Genomic DNA, 858 nt, shown 5'->3' with positions numbered 1-858 from the left:
GACGGTGTCGGCGTAGCTATGGTCGAATTTGATGAAGGTCTCTATCGCGCGCTTCCTCTGCCCCTGGCTGTACATGCGGTTCTCCTCCTGTCCCGCCTTGGTCCAGGATTCCCACCGCAGTCCCTTTCCGAAAGCAAGACTTGACTAAACACAGGCAGGAACCCCAGCTCGTCGATCACGAGCAGGCGCGCCCGCGCTATCTGCGACATCTCCCGGTCGAGCCGGCCGTCCCCCCGGGCGCGCCTCAGCCGCATGACGAGCGACGAGGCGGTGAAGAAGCGGGCCTCCAGGCGCCTGTCGCAGGCGAGCTGGCACAGGGCGCTCGCCATGTGGGTCTTCCCCGTGCCGACGTCGCCCATCAGCACGAGGTCCTCGCGCCGGTCGAGGAACGACAGCGAGAGCAGGTCGTCCCTGCCGAGGCCCTCCGGCAGCGAAACCGCGGACCAGTCGTAGCCGCCGAAGGTCTTCGGCGCCGGCAGGCCGCAGCGCCTGAGGAGCGACGCGCGCTTGGAGGCGTCCCTGCTCGCCGCCTCGGCCTCGAGGTACGAGGCGAGGTACTCGACCTGCTTCGGGCTCCCCGCCGTCGCCCATTCGCTGAGCACGGAGGTCGTGAGCGAGCACCTCCTGCCGGCCTCCGCGACCCTTCGCGCGAGCTCGCTGCTAGCAGGCACGGTCCCCGCCCCCTTTCAGGAACCCGTCGTAGACGCTCAGGTCGGCGCCGCCCTCTGCGGTGTTACCGCTAACCTGAGATTCGCCGTTTAGGCCAACGGGCGGCGCCGATTCCACCAACGCATATCCGCCGATCGCACCAACGTACTTTCACCGATTCGACCAACGGGCTTACGCTCGACCGTGCAG

At 67.7% G+C, this 858-nt stretch carries 1 protein-coding gene; it reads right to left on the bottom strand.

The annotated features are described in order from the left end of the window. Nucleotides 1–41 precede the first annotated feature (41 nt). Complete coding sequence (locus tag C1717_RS10880; protein WP_102371181.1) at nt 42–671, bottom strand: ATP-binding protein; 630 nt, start codon at nt 669–671, stop codon at nt 42–44. Nucleotides 672–858 lie beyond the last annotated feature (187 nt).

The organism is Enorma phocaeensis (genome assembly GCF_900186505.1).
GTDB classification, from domain to species: Bacteria; Actinomycetota; Coriobacteriia; order Coriobacteriales; family Coriobacteriaceae; genus Enorma; species Enorma phocaeensis.
This window is presented reverse-complemented; position numbering and strand designations above follow the sequence as displayed.